The sequence below is a fragment of the Streptomyces sp. MMBL 11-1 genome, from assembly GCF_028622875.1.
Taxonomy (GTDB): Bacteria; Actinomycetota; Actinomycetes; order Streptomycetales; family Streptomycetaceae; genus Streptomyces.
Window position 1 is genome coordinate 4309423 of record NZ_CP117709.1, and the last position, 20277, is coordinate 4329699.

The 20277-nt window shown below is 72.4% G+C and carries 17 protein-coding genes and 2 pseudogenes; 14 read left to right on the plus strand and 5 right to left on the minus strand.

Going from position 1 to position 20277, the window contains the following annotated elements; all coding sequences use genetic code 11:
• The first annotated feature begins 41 nt into the window (after positions 1–41).
• The gene (locus tag PSQ21_RS18940) at positions 42–692 is read left to right on the plus strand and encodes a hypothetical protein (RefSeq protein ID WP_274031764.1); all 651 of its coding nucleotides are present in this window, start codon (positions 42–44) and stop codon (positions 690–692) included.
• Between the two features lie 177 nt (positions 693–869).
• On the opposite strand, the gene PSQ21_RS18945 is transcribed toward PSQ21_RS18940, so the two are convergent.
• Positions 870–1667: an SLATT domain-containing protein gene (locus PSQ21_RS18945; protein ID WP_274031765.1), complete on the minus strand. Its 798-nt coding sequence runs from the start codon at positions 1665–1667 to the stop codon at positions 870–872.
• Between the two features lie 366 nt (positions 1668–2033).
• On the opposite strand from PSQ21_RS18945, the gene PSQ21_RS18950 reads away from it, so the two are divergent.
• From PSQ21_RS18950 to PSQ21_RS18960, 3 genes are all read left to right on the plus strand, one after another.
• Positions 2034–2378 (plus strand): YbaB/EbfC family nucleoid-associated protein, encoded by a 345-nt coding sequence (locus PSQ21_RS18950; RefSeq protein ID WP_097868468.1) that lies wholly within the window; start codon positions 2034–2036, stop codon positions 2376–2378.
• Positions 2379–2530: 152 nt separating this feature from the next.
• The gene (gene recR / locus PSQ21_RS18955; RefSeq protein WP_274031767.1) at positions 2531–3130 is read left to right on the plus strand and encodes a recombination mediator RecR; all 600 of its coding nucleotides are present in this window, start codon (positions 2531–2533) and stop codon (positions 3128–3130) included.
• 155 nt (positions 3131–3285) lie between these two features.
• Positions 3286–3945 (plus strand): DUF5063 domain-containing protein, encoded by a 660-nt coding sequence (locus PSQ21_RS18960; protein ID WP_274031768.1) that lies wholly within the window; start codon positions 3286–3288, stop codon positions 3943–3945.
• 90 nt (positions 3946–4035) lie between these two features.
• Here the strand turns inward: PSQ21_RS18960 and PSQ21_RS18965 are convergent, their stop codons facing one another.
• The gene (locus tag PSQ21_RS18965) at positions 4036–4878 is read right to left on the minus strand and encodes an NAD(P)H-binding protein (protein ID WP_274031769.1); all 843 of its coding nucleotides are present in this window, start codon (positions 4876–4878) and stop codon (positions 4036–4038) included.
• Between the two features lie 124 nt (positions 4879–5002).
• Between PSQ21_RS18965 and PSQ21_RS18970 the strand changes: the two are divergent.
• The 8 genes and pseudogenes from PSQ21_RS18970 to PSQ21_RS19010 all read left to right on the plus strand — a co-directional run.
• Positions 5003–5260, plus strand: a pseudogene (locus PSQ21_RS18970) (hypothetical protein); the annotation flags it as partial.
• A 339-nt stretch (positions 5261–5599) separates the two neighbouring features.
• A pseudogene (locus tag PSQ21_RS18980) lies at positions 5600–6591 on the plus strand (hypothetical protein).
• A 50-nt stretch (positions 6592–6641) separates the two neighbouring features.
• Positions 6642–7220, plus strand: coding sequence for a Uma2 family endonuclease (locus tag PSQ21_RS18985; protein WP_274031774.1), 579 nt, complete (start codon positions 6642–6644; stop codon positions 7218–7220).
• Positions 7221–7392: 172 nt separating this feature from the next.
• Positions 7393–9519, plus strand: coding sequence for a LamG domain-containing protein (locus PSQ21_RS18990; RefSeq protein WP_274031775.1), 2127 nt, complete (start codon positions 7393–7395; stop codon positions 9517–9519).
• 294 nt (positions 9520–9813) lie between these two features.
• Positions 9814–11085 carry an aspartate kinase gene (locus PSQ21_RS18995; RefSeq protein WP_274031776.1) on the plus strand — a complete coding sequence of 424 codons (1272 nt, stop codon included), beginning with the start codon at positions 9814–9816 and terminating at the stop codon, positions 11083–11085.
• The gene (locus PSQ21_RS19000; protein WP_274031778.1) at positions 11082–12155 is read left to right on the plus strand and encodes an aspartate-semialdehyde dehydrogenase; all 1074 of its coding nucleotides are present in this window, start codon (positions 11082–11084) and stop codon (positions 12153–12155) included. The genes PSQ21_RS18995 and PSQ21_RS19000 overlap by 4 nt, the downstream gene beginning before the upstream one ends.
• Positions 12156–12517: 362 nt before the next feature.
• The gene (locus PSQ21_RS19005) at positions 12518–13093 is read left to right on the plus strand and encodes a SigE family RNA polymerase sigma factor (protein ID WP_274035827.1); all 576 of its coding nucleotides are present in this window, start codon (positions 12518–12520) and stop codon (positions 13091–13093) included.
• The gene (locus PSQ21_RS19010; RefSeq protein ID WP_274031779.1) at positions 13090–14622 is read left to right on the plus strand and encodes a hypothetical protein; all 1533 of its coding nucleotides are present in this window, start codon (positions 13090–13092) and stop codon (positions 14620–14622) included. The genes PSQ21_RS19005 and PSQ21_RS19010 overlap by 4 nt, the downstream gene beginning before the upstream one ends.
• 103 nt (positions 14623–14725) lie before the next feature.
• Here the strand turns inward: PSQ21_RS19010 and PSQ21_RS19015 are convergent, their stop codons facing one another.
• Together PSQ21_RS19015 and PSQ21_RS19020 are read right to left on the minus strand one after the other, a co-directional pair.
• Positions 14726–15568, minus strand: coding sequence for an SURF1 family protein (locus tag PSQ21_RS19015; RefSeq protein WP_274031780.1), 843 nt, complete (start codon positions 15566–15568; stop codon positions 14726–14728).
• Positions 15569–15619: 51 nt separating this feature from the next.
• Positions 15620–17461: a S9 family peptidase gene (locus PSQ21_RS19020; RefSeq protein ID WP_274031782.1), complete on the minus strand. Its 1842-nt coding sequence runs from the start codon at positions 17459–17461 to the stop codon at positions 15620–15622.
• Positions 17462–17811: 350 nt separating this feature from the next.
• Here PSQ21_RS19020 and PSQ21_RS19025 point away from each other — a divergent pair, with 350 nt between their 5' ends.
• Together PSQ21_RS19025 and PSQ21_RS19030 are read left to right on the plus strand one after the other, a co-directional pair.
• A complete protein-coding gene (locus PSQ21_RS19025; RefSeq protein WP_274031784.1) occupies positions 17812–18651 on the plus strand; it encodes a class I SAM-dependent methyltransferase in 840 nt (279 codons plus the stop codon).
• A 200-nt stretch (positions 18652–18851) separates the two neighbouring features.
• On the plus strand, positions 18852–19244 hold the full coding sequence (locus PSQ21_RS19030) for a nuclear transport factor 2 family protein (protein ID WP_274035829.1): 393 nt from the start codon (positions 18852–18854) through the stop codon (positions 19242–19244).
• A 106-nt stretch (positions 19245–19350) separates the two neighbouring features.
• Here PSQ21_RS19030 and PSQ21_RS19035 read toward each other — a convergent pair whose 3' ends face one another.
• Positions 19351–20157, minus strand: coding sequence for an SGNH/GDSL hydrolase family protein (locus PSQ21_RS19035; RefSeq protein WP_274031785.1), 807 nt, complete (start codon positions 20155–20157; stop codon positions 19351–19353).
• Positions 20158–20277 lie beyond the last annotated feature (120 nt).

The window sequence follows — 20277 nt, forward strand, 5'->3', positions numbered from 1 at the left end:
TGTCCCGACGATCGCCCGAACCTGTTGGAGAGCGAGACTTCGTGGCCTGTGACCTGTGGCTGGTCCCCCTCGTCGATGTGCTGTGCCACAGCGCCGACAATCCGTTCGCCGAAGAGATCGCCGTCTACGACAAGGCGCTGAACGACGCCGGGCTGCCGCCCGTTCCCGTCTACGCCTACATGCCGGGCCTCAACGGCGAGGTCGCCCCCGTGGCCGGCTTCGACTACGACGCCCTGCACTTCCTGCGCCGCGCCTACCTGCTCCAGTTGAGCGGCCTCGCCGTCACCCCCGTCGCCGGTCTCGACGGCGACTACGAGCAGCTCCTGGAGATGTTCGAACAAGGCGCCCAGCAGTCGCACCTGGTGTGGCACTACGACCACGCGGGGGCGTACGTCCCGGTGGACTTCCCGGTGCCGCTCTCCGACGACGCGCTGCTGGCGGGCGGCGGGCCGCTGGGCTCCTCGCACGGGCTGCTGCGCGAGCTGCAGTTCGTCGCCCCGTCCATCGGCATCGACCCGGCCAACCCGCCGGCCGCCCCGCAACCGCCCTCCGGCCCCACGGCCCTGGAGGAACCGGCGGAGGCGCCCCCCTACGACGACAGCCCGTTCGCCCGGGAACGCCACGTCTGGCTGGGTCTCCACGCGGCGGCGACCCGCAGCCTGGCCCAGGGCTCGATGATCATCTTCAGCTAGGCCGTGTCCGGCACGGCACACGTTGCATTCAAGCCCGTCCGGCGATGGAGGACCGGGGGTCCGGGGGCAGCGCCCCCGAGGAGCCACCCCGCACCCCCGGCACCCACCGCCCCGCACCACCAGCACCCCCCTGCCCCGGCCCCCGGCACCCGTCGCCCCGCCCCGGGCCCGGGGTCCTCACCGCGGTGACTCCGGCGGCCGCTGCCGCGGCATGTTCGGCCGCGCCGCCACCGACGGCATCGAGAACCGCCCCGGCGCCGCCCCCGACTCGCCGCGCCCTCCGGCGCTCCCCGTCGCCAGGGCCTGCGTGCCCATCGGCGCCGGGCCCGCCCGGAACTCCACCATCCAGTCCGCCGTCTCCGACCGCACCAGCTCGGTGATGTCCTCGGAGAACCTCCGCAGCACCCCCAGGCACCGTTCGGCCGCCTCGCTGGCCGTGCCCTCGGTCGGCCCGAGCGTCTCCCGTACGCACTCCGAGGCCCAGTCGAACTGGAGCACCTGGAGCCGCCGCTGCACTGCCTGGGCCGTGGCGAGATTCCTTATCCACCCGGAGGTGAGACCGAAATACCGGTCGCCGGCCATGCAGGCGGCCCCCAGCAGCAGGGACAGATAGCCCCAGCCCGCCGACCCGCTCAGGACGCCGGTCAGGTCGAGCAGCGGCAGGGCGGCCCCGGCGACCCCCCCGATGGCGGTACCCATCCGCAGGGCCCTGGCGGCCCGGCGCTTGCGGACCCGGTCGTTGAGATACCAGTCGGCCGTGTCCAGCGCGCCGGTCTCGACCCAGCGGTAGAGCTCGTCGAGCCGCTCGGCCGGCTCGCCCCAGTCGCCGAGGGGAAACGGGCGCCCGGTCAGATCGCGCCCGGCGGGGCGCCCCCTGGCCGGGCCGGAAGCGGAATGCTCAGCTCCGTTCTCACCGGATCCCGCATCGGTCTCTTTGCGGGGCGGCCCCTCGGGCTGCATCTCCGGCTGACTCACCGGGGCACTCCTCTGCACTCTGACGGACGGGACGACGCGTAGGGCCTCCCGGAACCGGACCCGGCCGGCCCGGAGAGGGCGGGGCGGTCCGCGCGACCGAAAACCCCTGAGGGGTAACTCTGCGTCACCGCACATGCACGCTCGTGTTTCGATGTGCATGCCCTTCCTACCGCCGAATGGTGGGCCGTGGGGTCGGAATCGCGGGATTCCCGCCTGCGCACGGCCGCTGGTCAGGTATAGGAGCACTCACGCCGGTTCCTGAATCTCACCCGAAAGAGTTGGTCCCTGGTGGGTGGAGCGCGGTGACCGGGGAGCACGTAGGCTCGGCTTACCGAAACATTTGTCGTCGAAATGCCAGGAGTGACCGTGATTCCCGGTGGTGGCCAGCCCAATATGCAGCAGTTGCTCCAGCAGGCCCAGAAGATGCAGCAGGATCTCGCCACGGCCCAGGAGGAACTGGCCAGGACCGAGGTCGACGGACAGGCGGGTGGCGGTCTCGTGAAGGCCACGGTGACCGGCTCCGGCGAGCTCCGCGCCCTGGTGATCGACCCGAAGGCGGTGGACCCGGAGGACACCGAGACGCTCGCCGACCTCGTCGTCGCGGCCGTCCAGGCGGCCAACGAGAACGCGCAGGCGCTCCAGCAGGAGAAGCTCGGCCCGCTGGCGCAGGGCCTGGGCGGCGGGGGCGGCATCCCCGGCCTGCCGTTCTGACCGGCCCCCAGGCCTGACCGGCCCAGTCCCGTTTACCGCCCGGCCCGGTCCGGTCCCGTACCGCCGGCCCGGTCCCGGGCGGGTCCGCGGGCCTACTGGTACCGACCCGTACCCACTACGGTACGGAGCAGGAAGCAAAGAAAGGCGTTCCGTTGTACGAAGGCGTTGTTCAGGACCTCATCGACGAACTGGGCAGGCTGCCCGGCGTCGGTCCCAAGAGCGCGCAGCGGATCGCCTTCCACGTGCTGCAGGCCGAGCCCACCGACGTACGCCGGCTCGCGCACGCCCTCCTGGAGGTCAAGGACAAGGTCCGGTTCTGCGAGGTGTGCGGCAATGTCGCGCAGCAGGAGCAGTGCGGGATCTGCCGGGACGCGCGCCGCGACCGGAGCGTCATCTGCGTGGTCGAGGAGCCCAAGGACGTCGTGGCGATCGAGCGGACGCGTGAGTTCCGGGGCCGCTACCACGTCCTGGGCGGGGCGATCAGTCCGATCGAGGGCGTCGGCCCGGACGATCTGCGCATCCGCGAGCTGCTGGCGCGGCTCGCGGACGGCTCCATCACGGAGCTGATCCTCGCGACCGACCCCAATCTGGAGGGCGAGGCCACCGCGACGTACCTGGCGCGGATGGTCAAGCCGATGGGCCTCAGAGTGACCCGGCTGGCCAGCGGTCTGCCGGTCGGCGGCGACCTGGAGTACGCCGACGAGGTCACCCTGGGCCGCGCCTTCGAGGGAAGGCGGCTGCTGGATGTCTGACACCACCGCAGTACGCCCCCGTCACGCATCGCGGCCCGCTCTGTCGCCCGCTCCGTCGCCGCTGTCCCCTTCGCCGTCGCCTTCGCTGTTCCCTCCGCAGTCCCCTTCGTCGTCCGCTTCACCGTCTGTGACCGCGCCCACGGGAGGTCCCCTCGATGTCTGACGCCACGCTGAACTCCGTCACGCAGGACCCGGGCGACTTCGCCGTCCAGATCGCGGACCAGATCAAGACGTTCATCGTCGCGGTCACCGAGGTGTCCAAGGTCGACGAGCCGGAAGAGGCCGTCCCGGTCCTGCTCCTCCAGGTCTCGCAGCTCCTGCTCGCGGGCGGCCGCCTCGGCGCGTACGAGGACGTCCTGCCCGACGAGCGGTACGAACCGGACCTCGGCGCCGAGCCGGACGCGGACGGCCTGCGCGAGCGGTTCGCGGCGCTGCTGGAGCCGATCGACGTCTACTCCGAGGTCTTCGACCCGTACGAGCCCCGCAAGGCCCCGGTCCCGCACCGGATCTCCGACGACCTGGCCGACCTGGTCACCGACCTCGGCCACGGCCTCGCGCACTACGAAGCCGAGCGCACCGCCGAGGCGCTGTGGTGGTGGCAGTTCTCGTACTTCTCCAACTGGGGCTCCACCGCCTCCGCCGCCCTCCGCGCCCTCCAGTCCCTGGTCGCCCACATCCGCCTCGGCCAGCCCCTGGAGGAGCTGGACGGCCTGGACACCGACCAGGACCCGGGCGAGGAGGACCTCGCCGAGGCGGCGGGCCGCGTGATGATCGAGGAGATCGCGGGCCCGCTGGGCCTGCGCCCGGTGAAGTAGCGCCCGCTGCCCACCGGAACGCGCCCGCTGTCCACCGGAACGCGCGGGCGGTTACCGGAACGCCGGGCGGCTACCGGAACGCGCGGGCGGTCACCGGAACGCGTCGGCGTTCTCCTCGGCCCAGCGGCGGTAGGGGCGGGCGGGCGAGCCGGTGACCCGGGCCACGGTGTCGTGCACGGCCAGCAGCGCGTCGTTGACGTCGCCGCCCATCAGGTCGAGGACGCTGTCCGCGACCTCGGCCCCCATCGTCGCGGCCATCGGCGGGTAGGCCTCCTCCCGGGTGACCCCGACGCAGGCCACCTTCCGGCCCAGCACCCGCCCCAGTTCGCCGGCCTGCTGCCGCGGGCTGATCCGCTGCGGCCCGGTGAGCGGGTAGGTCCGCCCCCGGTGACCCGGCCCGGCCAGCGCCGCACGGGCCACCGAGGCGATGTCGGCGGGGTGGACGGTCGGCAGCCCGACATCCGCGTACGGCACGCGCACCACGGATTCGTCGCGCACGGACTGCGCCCACCAGAGGGTGTTGGAGGCGAACTGCGTCGGCCGCAGGACGGTCCACTCCATCCCGCTCTCCCGCAGCCGGCGTTCGACGGCGAGATTCGCCCGCGCCGGGCCGAGGTGCGGATGGGTCATGACGGTGATGGAGGAGACCAGCACCACGTGCTCCACCCCCGCGTCCCGGGCGGCGTCGAGCACTCCGGCGTCGTCGCCGACGCCCGGGATCAGGAACAGTGAACGCACCCCTCCCAGCGCGGACTTCAGCGACTCGGCCCGCCCCAGGTCACCCTCCGCGACCTCGACCCCGTCGGGCACCGCGGCCCCGGCCCGCGCCGCGTCCCGGCTGAGCGCCCGGACGCCGATTCCGTGCCCGGCCGCGTGCAACTGCCGCACCAGCTCGCTGCCGACGTTCCCGGTCGCACCGGTCACCAAAATCATCGCTGAGCGCTCCTCTGTCCGGTCATGGCCTGTTCGATGAGGGGAACGCTAGGACCTCAACCGGCCTTGAGATCAAGCCGGTTGGTCGGTTCCTGGGTGAGCGCGCTGAACCGGGCAGGTGTACGAGCTGGGGATGTTCTGGACCGACGGCGACGGTCGCCGGACGTTCCGCTTCACGGAACTGCTGCCGTGCCCGGCGGTCATCCACCGGCTGTCCGTCAGGGAAGGGGACGCCTGCATGCTGTACGACCGGCACCCCGCCGCGCACTCCTGGGACGTGAGGGATCCGCTCGCCGATCTGATGACGGAGCGGATCCGGGAGGACGTACGACGCGACCGCGACCGCGACCGCGACCGCGACGGCGGCGGGATGGCGTCCTGACGCCCCGTGTCCCGCCCGGGCGCGATCCCGCAGGTCCGCCCGAAGCTCAAGCCCCGAGTCGCGAGCACCGGGCTTCGAGCTCTCTCTGTAGGAAGGGGTGGTGGGGTTCAACCCACCCACCCTCCCTACCCACTCCCCGACAAGGTTCCGAACTGCCCTGTGGGCTGCGCGAATTCGACCAGAAGTGACGGTTGGTGACCGGGTTGCGCCGGAGCGTACGCACGCTCTAGGTTCACGATCAGCAACCCACTATCCGTAAAACGGACAACCCCGGTGGTGCTACCAACACCGACCGGGGTCTGACCGTAAGAGATCGAACCCCTTAGAAAGACGATCCCCATGGCTTCCGCCAACCTTAGTGCCGCCCTGCGCGCGCCCGCCCACCCCATGGCGAAAGCCGGGTACGGGAAGCGTCACGCCCCCGACCAGGACCCGCCCCGCGCCCACGACTTCGCCGGTCTGGAGCCGCGTGAGGCGGCCATCGCCGCGTACATCGACCGGCTCCCCGAAGGCGCGGGATCGGCTACAAGGTTCTTGCCGAGGAGCTGCCGGACTACGGGCAGCAGGCGTGCCGCAGCGCGCTCGACCGGCTGACCCGGGCCGGGCACCTCCGGCGCATCAGGGTCCATGTCGCCGTGGCCGACGGCCAGATGCGCTGGGTGACGCGCACGTACTTCTCCCGGACCGCCCGCGACGCCGACTGGTGGGCCGCCCATGTGCGGTTCGTCCGGGGCCTGGACGCGCCCGGCCAGCCCCCGGCCCCCGCTGCCCCCGCTGCCGCCGAAACGGTCGAGGAGCCCGAGCCCGGCGTCCGGGCCGCGCGCTCGGAGGCGTACGACGTCCTCGCCGGGCTCGGCCGCCGCGAGCCCCGGCTCCAGCTCTCCGAGGGCGACTGCGTGGAGCTGGAACACCTGGTCGGCGAGTGGCTGGCGCGCGGCGTCGGCCGCGAACAGATCACCCAGGCCCTGACCTCGGGCCTGCCGGCGTCCGTGCACTCCGCCGGACCCCTCCTCCGTACACGACTGGAGACCAAGATGCCGCCGAGCCCCGCACCCCGGCCGGAGAAGGACCACCCGGGCGAGCAGATCGTGCGCATGGTGATGATGTGCCTCTTCTGCGACGAGGACGAGACGACGACCAATCTGGACCACGGCGTGTGCTCCGACTGCCGCGCCCAGGTCGCCCGCGACGAGGCGGCCGGTCTGACCGGCGACGTCCCCGACACCTTCCTGGCCCGCCCGCGCGCCGAGGTCGACGTCGCCGCCCGCATGGCCGAACTCCGCTCGGCCACCGTCCGTCCGGTCCTCCCGGCTCCGAGGCCGCGCCGGTGAACGTGCGGGAGATCCCGGTCGGGGCACCATGGAGGCAAGGAGGCGACCCCATGGCCCCCAGGACCACCGCCCAGCCGCAGATGAGTGTCGAGGAGTTCGAGGAACTCGCCCGCCGAGCCCCCGAACTGGTGCGGCTGGAGTTCATCAACGGAAAGGTCCAGGTAAAGCCCGCGCCTGACGGCAATCACGGGGCGATCGTCATGTGGCTGCTGAGGCAGTGCATGCAGCGGCGTCCGGAACTGTCGCTCTTCCCTGACCAGGGCCTCGCGATCGAGGCGTACCGCGGGGGCCGGGCCCGCCCCGACGGCGTTCTCGCACCTGACGAGCACTTCGCCGGGGCGGGGGAGTGGGCCGACCCCACCGGCGTACTGATGACCGTGGAGGTCACCTCCCGTGACGCCGACACCAACCGGCGCGACCGGGTCGAGAAGCCCGACGGCTACGCGGCGGCCGGTATTCCGGTCTACCTGCTCGTCGACCGCGAGGCGTGTTCGGTCACCGTCTTCACCGAGCCGGAGAAGGGCGCGTACCGCTCCGCCACCACCCGGCCCTTCGGCGCGGTCGTCGAGCTGCCCGGGCCGGTCGGCTTCCCGCTCGACACCGAGAAGCTCAAGGAGTACGCCGACTGAAGGTGCGCATCATGGCCGCGCAGAACCCCAGGTCGTCGTGGAGACGCTGACGACGGGCTGAGCCGGTTGTTCCGGCGTGCAGATATTCCAGTGGCGGTGTCGCGTCCGGTTGTTAGCCTCGCTCAGCTCTTGATCTCCGATCTTCAAGGGCAGAACCGGGGAGGGAACGCGCATGACAGGACGTACAGGACAGGGACGAGCGAGACGAGTGAGACGGGCGGCCGTGGCGGCCGTGCTCGCCGCCGGGACGGTGCTGGCGACGCCGGGCACCGTTCTGGCAGCGGCCGGAGGACTTCCGCCGACGCAGCCGCGGACCGCCGATCTGGCGACGGAGTACTCGGCGTGCGTATCCGGCGGGGAACGGCCGTACGTGGGGTCCGTGCCGCGGCTGACGGCGCGGCTGTACGGGCCCGGCGGCGGGCAGCCCGGTGAAGAGAGCAAGGTCCGGGGCGAGTTCGAGGCGTGGTGGCAGGGCGAGGGCGGCGTCGAGGAGCGCGTGACCACGACCACCAGCACGCTGCTCGACACCGCTCCGTTCAGCTGGCAGCTGCCGGACACCATCCCCGACGAGACCGTCGTGTCCTGGCGGGTGCGGGCCGTCAACGACGCGGGTGCCTCCGCCTGGAGCAGCGAAGCGCCGGGCGCGCCCTGCGAGTTCGTGTACGACCGCACCCACCCCGACGCCCCGGTCGTCACCTCCTCCGACTATCCGGACGACAACACCTGGACGCCCGGCGCCGGAGTCCGGGGGACCTTCCGCTTCGCGGCGCGGGCCGAGGACGTCGTCGCCTTCGCCTACGAGTTCATGGGTGAGCCGCCGCACACGGCCGACGTCCGGCCCGACGGTTCGGCCGAGATCAGCTTCGTGCCGAAGAAGTCCGGCCGCCAGGTCCTCGCCGTTCAGGCGCAGGACCGGGCGGGCAACCGCGGCCCGCGCACCAGCTACACCTTCCTGATCGGGGAGGGGCCCGCCCCGGTGGCCCGGTGGAAGCTCGCCGACGCGACGGGGGCCCGTTCGGCCGCCGCCGAGAACGGCACCGCGGCCCGGGCCGGTGCGGGGGTCGCGTTCGGCGCGCCCGCGCCCTCCGGTACCCCGCTCACCTCCACCGCCTCGCTCGACGGATCGGGCCACGGCTTCCTGACCCCGGGCGCCCCGGCCGTCGTCGACACCGCGAAGGACTTCGCGGTGGGCGGCTGGGTGCGGCCGGCGCGCGTCGACGGCACCCGTACGGTCCTCTCGCAGGACGCGGGCACGGGGCGAGCGTTCACCCTGGGGCTGACCCAGGCGGGCTCCGCCCCCGCCTGGTCGTTCGCCGTCGGCGGGGCGCGGGTCACGGGCGGGCTGCCCGAGACCGGCGACTGGGCGTACGTGCTCGGCCAGTACGACGCCGGGACCGGCACGGCCCGGCTGTACGTGAACGGCCGCGCGGTCGGCGAGGAGGCCGCCGCCGTCCCCGCGGCGGGCGAGGGCGCCTTCCAGATCGGCCGGGCGCGCGGGGCGCTGGGCTACCGGGACCGCTGGCAGGGGGAGATCGGTGACGTTCGGGCGTACGACCGGATCGTGGTGCCGGAGGAGCTGACGGCCCTCGCGACCCGTGCCGCGCGGCGGGCCGGCCACTGGGCGCTGGACACCGCGCCCGACGGCCTCGCCCCGGAGACGGGCGGGGGCGCACCCGTGAAGCTGGGCGCGGGCGCCTCGGTCTACCGCCTCGACCACCCCTGCGACGTCTTCGACCCGGACTGCGTCCAGGACTGGCCGCTGGAGGGCGACGGGCACCTCCGTCTCGACGGCGTCTCGGGCCACGCGGCCACGGACGCGCCGGTGGTCGACACCTCGGGGAGCTTCACCGTGAGCGCCCGCGTCCGGCTCACCGACGACGCTCCGGCGGGGCCGATGACGGCGATCTCCCAGGGCGGGGAGCACGGCGACGCCTTCAAGGTGCGCTTCGACCCGGAGAACTCCAGCTGGGACCTGGTGCTGGCGCACGCCGACGAGCCGGGTGCGCCGGAGACCGTGCTCCGCCGGATCGAGTGGCCCGACGGTGACATCGGCGCGGGGCACCGGGTGACCGTCGTCCACGACGCCTCGGCGAACCAGATGTCCTTCTACGTGGAGGGGTGGAAGGAGTCCGAGGGCGGCACCGCGGCCTTCGACACCGCCTGGAGGAGCACCGGTGGGCTCCAGCTCGGCCGGGCCCGCACCGCCGACGGCTGGGGCGAGCACCTGAAGGGCGTCGTGGACAGCGTGTACGCCTACGAGGGCGTGCTGTCCGAGACGGAGATACAGCGGCTGCCGTAAGCCGCGGCGGACGCGCCCGCCGGACGGGTGAGACGCGCCCGCCGGACGGGTGAGGGGGCCCGCCCCTCATCCGTCCGACGGGTCCCGACTCGCGCGTTTCCCGCCGACGGTGTGGGCTGGGACACAAACGGGAGTGCTCCCGCGCTGCGTGGGCAACAGCCCCGTACGAGCGGTTCGGGCGACACGCCGTACCGGCTGGTGAGCGGGACATCTCATCAGCTGATATGAGCGGGTCGATTCCGGGCTGCTCGTTAGACTGAGCCGACCGCAGTAATGACTGAGCGAGGAGCGCACGTGGGCCTTGTCGTGCAGAAGTACGGAGGCTCCTCCGTAGCCGATGCCGAGGGCATCAAGCGGGTTGCCAAGCGAGTCGTCGACGCCAAGAAGAACGGCAACCAAGTGGTTGTTGTGGTGTCCGCGATGGGCGACACGACGGACGAGTTGATAGACCTCGCCGAGCAGGTGTCTCCGATGCCTACCGGCCGTGAATTCGACATGCTGCTGACCGCCGGCGAGCGGATCTCCATGGCCCTCCTGGCGATGGCGATCAAAAACCTGGGCCACGAGGCCCAGTCGTTCACGGGCAGCCAGGCCGGTGTCATCACCGACTCGGTCCACAACAAAGCGCGCATCATCGATGTCACGCCGGGCCGCATCCGGACCTCGATCGACGAGGGCAACATCGCCATCGTCGCCGGGTTCCAGGGCGTGAGCCAGGAGGGCAAGAACATCACGACCCTCGGCCGCGGCGGGTCGGACACGACCGCCGTCGCGCTGGCCGCCGCGCTGGACGCCGAGGTCTGTGAGATCTACACCGACGTCGACGGCGTCTTCACCGCGGACCCCCGGGTCGTGAAGAAGGCGAAGAAGATCGACTGGATCTCCTTCGAGGACATGCTGGAGCTGGCCGCGTCCGGTTCCAAGGTGCTGCTGCACCGCTGCGTCGAGTACGCACGCCGTTACAACATCCCGATCCACGTCCGCTCGTCCTTCTCCGGACTGCGCGGCACCTGGGTCAGCAACGAGCCGCAAGGGGACCAGCAGGTGGAGCACGCGATCATCTCCGGAGTCGCCCACGACGTCTCGGAGGCCAAGGTCACCGTCGTCGGCGTCCCGGACAAGCCCGGCGAGGCCGCCGCGATCTTCCGGGCCATCGCCAACGCCGAGGTCAACATCGACATGGTGGTGCAGAACGTCTCCGCCGCGACGACCGGCCTGACGGACATCTCCTTCACCCTGCCCAAGGCGGAGGGCCGCAAGGCCATCGACGCCCTGGAGCGGACCCGGAGCACCATCGGTTTCGAATCGCTCCGCTACGACGACCAGATCGCGAAGATCTCCCTGGTCGGCGCCGGTATGAAGACCAACCCGGGCGTCACGGCCGGGTTCTTCGAGGCGCTGTCCGACGCGGGCGTGAACATCGAGCTGATCTCGACATCCGAGATCCGCATCTCGGTGGTCACCCGCGCCGACGACGTCAACGAGGCCGTGCGCGCCGTGCACACCGCCTTCGGGCTCGACAGCGACTCCGACGAGGCCGTCGTCTACGGAGGCACCGGCCGATGACCGGACACCGCCCTTCGCTCGCGGTCGTCGGCGCGACCGGGGCGATCGGCGGTGTCATGCTCCGGATCCTCTCGCAGCACGCGGATGTCTGGGGCGAGGTCAGACTCGTCGCCTCGCCGCGCTCGGCCGGCCGCAAGCTGGCCGTGCGCGGCGAGGAGAGCGAGGTCCTCGCGCTCGCCGAGGACGTGTTCGACGGCATCGACGTGGCCCTCTTCCTGGTGCCGGAGGAGGTCTCCGCCCGCTGGGCCCCGATCGCCGCCGCCAAGGGTGTCGTCGTCATCGACGACTCGGCGGCCTTCCGCCTCGACGACGACGTGCCGCTGGTCGTCCCGGAGATCAACCCCCATGCCGCCCGGCTCCGGCCGCGTGGCATCGTCGCGTCCCCGAACTGCACCACGCTGTCGCTGATCGTCGCGGTCGGCGCCCTGCACGCCGAGTTCGGGCTGCGCGAGCTGATCGTCTCCTCCTACCAGGCGGTCAGCGGCGCCGGCCGGGACGGCGTCGCGGCCCTGCGCGAGCAGCTGGCGCTGGTGGCCGGCACGGAGCTCGGCACCCACCCCGGGGACGTACGCCGGGCCCTGGGGGACGGTACGGAAGCGACGGCGAGCCCGTTCGCCGCACCCGTCGCCCTGAACGTCGTGCCCTGGGCGGGCACGGACGCCGGGGACGGCTGGTCCTCCGAGGAGATCGCCATCCGCGAGGAATGCCGCAAGGTGCTGGGACTGCCGGATCTCAGGACCACCGCGACCTGCGTGTACGTCCCCGTCATCGCCACGCACTCGATGTCCGTCCACGCCCGCTTCGAGAACGAGGTCGCCGTCGACAGGGCGCACGAGATCCTGGCGACCGCCCCCGGCGTGGTGCTCTTCGACAGCCCGGCGTCCGGAGATTTCCCCACCCCGTCCGATGTGGTGGGCACCGACCCGACGTGGGTGGGCCGCGTCCGGCGTTCGATGGACGATCCGCATGCCCTGGAAATGTTCCTTTGCGGTGACAATCTCCGAAAAGGTGCGGCTTTGAACGTGGCACAGATCGCCGAAACGGTCGCCGCCGAATTTCCCCGCACATGATCGAACCTGTTTTGTAGGATCTGTGAACGCCCTATGAGCAATTTGCTGGTCTGAACCCCTTGAGCTGGGGCGTTGTCATATCCGACGATGAACTCCCGGCCATCTGCAACCGCACCTCGGCCGGGCTGCGTCTATGCGGTCACTTCTTGCGTGGCCAGACGCGATGACGGGGCATTTGGGGAAGAGCAGGTACGTATGAGGGCATGTCGCACAGCGTCGAACGTGGCGCCGTACGCGTACAACCCTGACGGGGGGCAGCGTGTCCAACAGGCGTGGCAGCAGAGGTTCTCGACATCACAGTGGTGGGCCCGTTGCGAGGCGCGCCGGCGCGTCCGCTCCGGCGGCCCCGTGCGCCCGGCGGCATGCCGGTGATCGCGCCCATGTCCGCCGCCCGTGCGGCACAGTTGCCCTCGCAGCGCGGGGGCGCTGAGGAGACGGTGGCAGCGGGAACCACGGTCGACCATCTCACCGAGACCTATCGCGCCCATTACCGCTCCCTGCTCGGCCTCGCGGCCCTGCTGCTGGACGACACCGCGTCCTGCGAGGACGTGGTGCAGGAGGCGTTCATCCGCGTGCACTCCGCGCGGAGCCGGGTCCGCGAACCGGAGAAGACCCTCGCGTATCTCCGGCAGACGGTGGTCAACCTCTCGCGCTCCGCACTGCGCCGCCGCATCCTCGGGCTGAAGCTGCTCTCGAAGCCGATGCCGGACATGGCGAGCGCGGAGGAGGGCGCCTACGACCAGCTGGAGCGGGACGCGCTGATCAAGGCGATGAAGGGGCTCCAGCGACGCCAGCGCGAGGTGCTGGTGCTGCGCTACTTCGCGGACATGACGGAGGCCCAGGTCGCCGAGACGCTGGGTGTCTCGCTGGGCTCGGTCAAGGCGTACGGTTCCCGGGGTATCGCGGCGCTGCGCGTCGTGATGGAGGCCCAGGCATGAGCGGGCCCGAGCAGCGCGACGAGCACAGGCACGAGGATGACCCGACGGGAAACGGAACTGTGAACCACGGGCCGGAGCAGACTCCGCACACCGATCCGGACCGCCCGCACGGGAGCGCGGGGCCCGAGCCGGACGCGACCCCCGAAGCCGTGCCGCCCGCTGTGGCGGACAGCGAGGCCGCCGAGGACCCCGACGAGCGGGACCCGGGGGCGGCGGAAGCAGCGACGGACACGCACACGGGTACGGCGACGGGTACGGCGACGGATTCGGATACGGGCCCGGTTACGGGGACCGCCGTGAGCGCCGAGACCGACGCCGACGCCGGCGAGACCGGCTCCAGCACGGACACCGTCAACGCTTCGGGCTCCGGCAGGACTTCGGGCTCCGGCAACGCTTCCGGCTCCCGTGAGGTCCCCCGTTCCGGTGAGGTTTCCGGCTCCGGCAGCTCCTCCGAGGGGCCGGACGACACCCTCGTCGGCACGCTCACCGACCTCTTCGGCCGTGACCGGGGCGCGCCCGCCTCCGACGAGCTGGACGAGGTGGCCCTGCGCCGCATGCTGCACGGCGCGGTGCGGGAGCTGGCCCCCTCCGAGGGCACCCTCGACCACCTCCACCGCGCCGTCCCCGCCCGCCGGGCCAGGCGACGGCAGGCCGTCGTCGGGGTGGCCGCGGCGGCCCTGCTGATCGGCACCGCCGTCCCCGCCTTCGTCCACGTCGCGACCTCGGACGGCCCGTCCAACGCCCGCCCCGCCATCGCCGGACACGGCGAGCAGGCCCAGGGCGGCAACGGGGACGAGACCGGCCCCGAGGCACCCGGCCGGCGGACCGTGGAACCCACCGAGCGGGAGAGCGAGGGCAGCGCCGGCGAGGCCGCCCCGGCGCCCAGCCCCACCCGGGGCGAGGGCAGTGACCCCGACGGCGCGGTGACGGGCGAGGAGACCGGCTCCCCGAGCGCGGATCTCGCCTCCCTGCCGGTCTGCGACCCGAGCCAGCTCGGCGTCGCGTCCGCCGGTACCGACGCACCGGGAGCCGACGGCACGGTCTACGGCAGCTTCAGGATCGCCAACGTGTCCGGCACGGACTGCACGGTCAGCAGCAACGGCACGGTCGGCTTCACCGCCATCGGCGCGGCCGACCCGCTCAAGATCGGCGTGGTCCAGCACGCGGCGGGCGACGCGGCCCCCGGGCTGCCCGACCCCTCGCAGGAGCCGGGCACGGTGCTGTTGAAGCCGACCATGGCGTACGAGGTGCGGTTCGCCTGGGTGCCGACCGACACCTGCCCGACCGTGGGACCCTCGCCGAGCCCGACCCCGTCGGCGGACGGGGCCGGAGGATCGGTCGGCGAGGGCGGGACCGATCAGCCCTCCGGCGTCGACACGCAGGCGCTGAACGAGGACGGCGGGGGCACGGCGGAGGGCAGCGTCGCGGTGACGCACACCCCGGAGACGGGAGCGCCCACCGCGGAGACGAAGATCCCCAACGCCTGCTCCGGCACGATCTACCGTACGGGCGTGCTCGCCACGTCGTAGTCCGGCGAGCCCGGCCCGCCGGTGCGGCAGGGGGCCCTCCCGGGGCCGCGGGGATCTCGGAGGCCGCCCGGGCGGGCCGACAGGCCCTTCGGGCCGCCGGGTCCTACGGGGCCGCAGGGGCCTTCCGGGCCGCCTCGGCATCCGTGGCTCCCGGGCCTTCCGGGGCGGCCGGGTTCTCCGGTACGAGGCCGAGCGCGATGTCACGCTCGGCCTCGGCCTCGCGGCGCACCAGCCGGAACCACATGAAGAGCACGAAGCCCGCGAAGACGAACCACTCGCCCGTGTACCCGAGGTTCTGGAAGGCCTTCAGATCGAGGCCGCTGCCCTCGGGGGCCGCCGCGGGCACCGGCTTCATCGCACCGCCCGTACCGCCCGCCTCGGCCTCGGGAAGCGTCACCCAGGCGTCGTACACGTCGTACGGCACGAGGTTCACCAGGGTCGCGGCGCTGATCATGCCGACCTGGCCCCCGGGCAGCCCGCCCCGGGCGTTCACGCCCTTGCTGCGGGCGTTCTCGGAGGCCTGGAGGTCGCCGGTCACCGTGACCTCGCCCTCCGGCGCGGCGGGCACCCGGGCGCCGCTCGCGGACCCGGGCAGCCAGCCCCGTACCACCGGCAGGGCCTTGCCGCTGTCCGTACGCAGCATGTTCAGGACGTAGAAGCCCCGGCGGTCGTCCAGCTCGCGGCCGGGCACCAGGAACTGGTCGGCGTACGTGCCCGTGGCGACGGCCGGGCGGCCGGACGTCACCTTGTCGACGGGCAGCAGCTCGTCCAGGGGCTTCGCGGCCCGGGTGCCGGGATCGGGTTGCTTCTCCGCCTGTTCGTGCGACTGCACGCGGTCCTCGAAGCGGCCGAGCTGCCAGGTGCCCATGAACACGCAGAACGGGATGGCCAGCACGACGAAGAGGTTGATCCCCCACCATCGCGGGGTCAGCAGGAACCGGTACACCCCTCAAAGGTACGGTTCCCCGCCCCGGACTCCCGGAGCGGGGTCCGCCATTTATTCGGCCCTTACGCCCGCCTCGGGGCCCGGGGAGGCGGCGACGACGCCTCCCCCCAGGTGCTTGAGGGCGAACTCCAACTCCAGCCGCACCTGCTTGATCCGCTCCTCCACCACCAGCGAGCCGTGCCCGGCGTCGTACCGGTACACCTCGTGGACCGCGCCGCGCGCCGCCAGCCGGTCCACGTAGTTCTCCACCTGACGGATGGGGCAGCGCGGATCGTTGACGCCCGCCGAGATGTAGAGGGGGGCGCGCACCGCGTCGACGTACGTCAGCGGCGACGAGGCCGCGAAACGCTCGGGAACCTCCTCCGGCGTGCCGCCCAGCAGCGTGCGGTCCATCGCCTTCAGGGCCTCCATCTCGTCGTGGTAGGCCGTGACGTAGTCCGCGACGGGTACGGCCGCCAGCCCCAGCGCCCAGGAGTCCGGCTGGGTGCCGAGCCCGAGCAGGGTCAGATAGCCGCCCCAGGACCCGCCCGCCAGGACCAGGCGCTCCGGGTCCGCGAGCCCCGAGGCCACCGCCCACTCCCGTACGGCGGCGATGTCCTCCAGCTCGATCAGGCCGACCCGGTGCTTCAGCGCGTCCGTCCAGGCGCGGCCGTAGCCGGTCGAGCCCCGGTAGTTGACCCGGACGACCGCGAAGCCGTGGTCCACCCAGGCGGCGGGGCCGGAGGCGAACGCGTCGCTGTCGTGCCAGGTCGGCCCGCCGTGGATCTCGAAGACCGTGGGGAAGGGCCCCTCGCCGGCGGCGGGCTTCTGCACGAGGGCGTGGATCCGGCCCCCCGGCCCCTCCACCCACGCGTCCTCGACGGGCACCGAGGGCGGGGCCTTCGCGCCGGGCGGGTCCAGGACCACCGCGCCGCTCGTCGACCGGACCGCGGGCGGCTGCTCGGCCGAGGACCACAGGTACTCCACCGTGCCGTCCGGGCGGGCCGTGGCGCCCGACACCGTGCCGGCGGGCGTCTCCACGCGCACGGGCTCCGCGGCCCCCGGCTCGTACCGCCACAGCTCGCTGCGGGCCTCGAAGCCGTGCTCGATCAGCAGCGCGGAGCCGTCCGGATACCACTCGGCCCCCACATCGCCCGGCAGGTCGACCGGCAGCGCGGTCTCCGTGCCCGCGACCGGGTCCCAGATCATCGGCTCCCAGCGGCCCCGGCGCTGGTGCCCGACGAGGAGCCGGGTGTCGCCGGCCACCGGGGCGAAGCCCAGAACGGCGAGCCCCAGCTCCTTCGTGCCGCCCTCGGTGTCGTCCAGCTCGGCCACCGTGGAGCCGTCGGGGCGCACCACGCGCAGCGCCGAGTGCATCGCGTCGCCGTGCTCGGTGTGCTCCAGCGCGATCAGGGTCCCGTCGTGGGAGAGGTCCCCGACCCCCGCGGACTCCCGGTGCCGGTAGATCTCGACGGGCTCGGCGCCCGGCGCCCGCACCAGGTGGACCGTCGTGCCGTCCTCGTCGGTCGAGCGGCCGATCACCGCCGAACCGTCCCGTCCGATGGCCAGGCCCGCCGGGTAGGAGGGGGCGAGGCCCGGGGCGGCCGGCTCGTCCTCCCCGCCGTCGAACGGCTGGCGCATCCACACCCCGAACTCGTCGCCGTCGGTGTCGCTGAACCACCAGATCGCTTCGCCGTCCGGCGTCAGCACGCCGTCCGTCGTGCCGTTCGGCCGGTCCGTGACCTGGCGCTGCCGCCCGCTCGCCCGGTCCCACGCGTACAGCTCGTAGGTCCCGGTGGCGTTGGAGACGAACAGCGCGCGGTCGGGGGCGTCCTCGGCCCAGTCGGGCAGGGAGACGCGCGGCGCACGGAACCGCATCTCCCAGTCGGGCACAGCTGCTGCATCAGTCGTCATGCCCCCATCCAACCCGATGCCGCGGCAGGCCCGTGACGGGATTCGGACGACGTGAAGCCGAGGTAAAGCAGACGTGTGGTCGCCGTAGTGCGCCTGGATTCCCACGCGGCCCGCACGTACGGACCGAAAGGAAAGCGAAGTCGTCCTTCCGGGCGCCCGTGCCATCGCCGGTGGACGCGTTCACCGGGGAAATCGAGAGCGGCTTCTTTCGCGCGGGACGGAAAACGAGAACGAGCAATTCCGGCATGGCCGGCCCAGGTGGACGGGCGGTCGGCCGGACCGGGACCGAGCGCTGGCGAGCGCCGGATATCCACTCGCGCCCTCCCCGGGCCAGTGGGTAGCTTCCGGACATGTACTCTCCGACTCCGGACGACTGGCGCGACACGAACCGCGCGCGCTGGGACGAACGCGTGCCGATCCACGTGGCGAGCGACTACTACGAGCTGGACGCGTTCCTGGCGGGCAAGGACGTGCTGCGCGCCTTCGAGCTGGCCGAGGTCGGCGACGTGACGGGGAAGACCCTGCTGCACCTCCAGTGCCATTTCGGCCTGGACACCCTCTCCTGGGCGCGGCGCGGCGCCGCGCGGGTGGTGGGCCTCGACTTCTCCGAGCCCGCCGTCGAGACCGCCCGGGGCCTGGCCAGGTCGCTGGAACTGGGCCCGGACCGGGCGTCGTTCGTCGTGGCCGACGTGTACGACGCACCGGCCGCCGTCCCCGACTCCGCGTACGACATCGTCTACACGGGCATCGGCGCGCTGGGCTGGCTGCCCGACCTCGACCGCTGGGCCGAGACGGCGGCTTCGCTGGTCGCGCCCGGCGGATTCCTCTACCTCGCGGAGTTCCATCCGCTGACCGACTCGATGGACGAGACCGGATCGGTCGTCACCGACGACTACTTCAGCCGCGACGCCTGGGTGGACGAGACGCCGGGCACGTACGCCGACCTCGACGCGCCGACCGTGCACAACCGCAGCGTCGAGTGGCAGCACCCGGTGGGCCGGGTGGTCACGGCGCTCGCCGCGGCCGGCCTGCGGATCGAACTCCTCCATGAGCACGATTCCTCGCTCGTCCAGCGGTTCGGCACGCTGGAGCGCCACGCGGACGGCCACTACCGCTTTCCGGCGGACCGTCCGAGAATCCCGCTGATGTACTCGATCAAGGCGTCGCGCCCCGCGCGGTATCAGGGATAGCCGCGGGCGGCGTCGGTCCTCGGGGCTTCTCCGGCCGATTGTCAGTGGCGGGGTACAGACTCTTTTCCATGACCGACATGACAGGCGGAACGGCGGGCGGAGCCATGCCCGGGACGGCTTCCGGCAGCACGGGCGGGGCGGCTTCCAGCACCGCGCCCGGGGCGGCTTCCGGCAGCACGCGCGGGACGACGACGGCCGCCCTGCGCGGGACGGTCGAGGCGTACTGGTCGGCGGCCGAGGCACGCGACTGGGGCGCGTTCGGGGCGACCCTCGCCGACGACGTGGTGTACGACCTGCCGCAGACACGGGAGCGGATCCTCGGCAAGGAGCGGTATCTCCGGTTCAACCAGGAGTATCCGGGCGACTGGCACGTCCGGGTCGAGCGGATCGTCGCCGACGCGGAGGGCCGGCAGGCCGCCGCCCGGACCGGGTTCACGGTGACGGGGAATCAGCCGGGGGAAGCGCCGGAGGAGATGGACGCCATCCACTTCTTCACGTTCGACGAGAAGGGGCTGATCACAGGGGTGACGGACTTCTGGCCCGAGTCGTACGAGCCTCCGGCCGGCCGCGAGCACCTGGTCGAGCGCTACTGAGCCGAGAACGGCGGCCCACCGGCCACCCGGTGAACCGCCGCCCCGTACGAAGAACTGAACCGCCGCGCTGCACAGAGGCGCTACACCGCCGCGCTACACCGCCGGGCTACACCGCCGAGCGGAAGGCGGGGAGATAGCCGCCCGACTGCCCCGCGGCCTTGGGGTGGTACGAGTTGTGGATCGGCACCGTGACGCTGTGGAGCCAGGCGTCCCCGGAGCACAGCTCGTGCCCGGTGAATTCGTCCACCACGCCGGAGAAGGTGAACCCGGCGTCGGCGGACCGCTTGGCGAGGACGTCGTTCAGTACGTCCGACGCGTTGTTGATCGCGGCCCGTTCCTTCTCGGTGAGCCCGGCGAAGCAACTGCCGGAGAGCCGGTAGAAGCGCGGGTAGCCGAGGACCACGACCTGGGCCTGCGGGGCGCGGGCCCGGATGCCGTCGTAGAGCGCATCGAGGCGGCCGGGCAGGGAGTTGTTCATCTGCGCGATGGCGTTGTTCACGCTGTTGACGCAGGTGGCCTCGCTCGACAGCACGCAGTCCTGCATGACGGCGGCGAACCCGACGTCATTGCCTCCGGCGGTGACGCTGACCAGGGAGGTGGACCGGTTGAGCACGCCCAGCTGGCTGCTCGCCACGGACGAGGTGGTCGCCCCCGAACAGGCGACGAAGTCGAACGAGGCGGGGGAGTTCGCCGCCTGCCACAGATACGGGTAGGCGTTGGCGCTGCGCCGGCAGTCGCCGCTGTCGGAGAGGTAGTTGCCGGCGCCGACACCCGAGGAGTAGGAGTCGCCGAGCGCGACATAGCCGCCCGCGGCGGCCGAGTCGGTCGCGGAAGCCGGTCCCGCGACGCCGAGAGCGGCCACGGCGGCGAGCGCCAGCGTGATGACCGATGCGCGAATTCTGCGTACTGACATGGCTGCCAGCCCTTCGAAGTGTGGGGGGATGAGGGGGAGGACGAGCTGTGGGGGACGGGTGGGGGGTTGGGGGAGCGATGCAGTTTCTAGCAGCTCGCGGTACCCGCCGGTAATGCCCGC